This window comes from Sedimentibacter sp. B4 (assembly GCF_000309315.1).
Classification (GTDB): Bacteria; Bacillota; Clostridia; order Tissierellales; family Sedimentibacteraceae; genus Sedimentibacter; species Sedimentibacter saalensis.
The window spans coordinates 1-280 of the sequence record NZ_CANG01000051.1 but is presented as its reverse complement, the minus strand read 5'-3'; the positions used below and the strand labels follow the sequence as shown (position 1 = coordinate 280).

The window sequence follows — 280 nt, the reverse complement described above, 5'->3', positions numbered from 1 at the left end:
GGTGGACGAGGAGATCGCCTACATCGCCATGCACCGGGGCGCGCCTGGAGCGCAACCGCACCGACGACTCCCCGCCGACCGCGACGATCGTGTGCCCGGGCTACCACGACCTGGACAGCCTGCTGCGTTCCAGCCTGGATCGTTCGCTCGGACGGACCATCCAGGTCGTCAGGGTGGAGACCCGGGCCGACCCCGACTGGGCGTCCCTGGACACCGACCTGATCCTGACCACCATTCCCCCGCCCGTTTCCAGCGACCGGATCGTCCCGATCCCGCTGTT

The 280-nt window shown here is 69.3% G+C and carries 1 pseudogene; it reads left to right on the top strand.

Annotated elements, in window-relative coordinates:
* Positions 1-280 (top strand): annotated as a pseudogene (locus BN358_RS27520) (hypothetical protein); the annotation flags it as partial.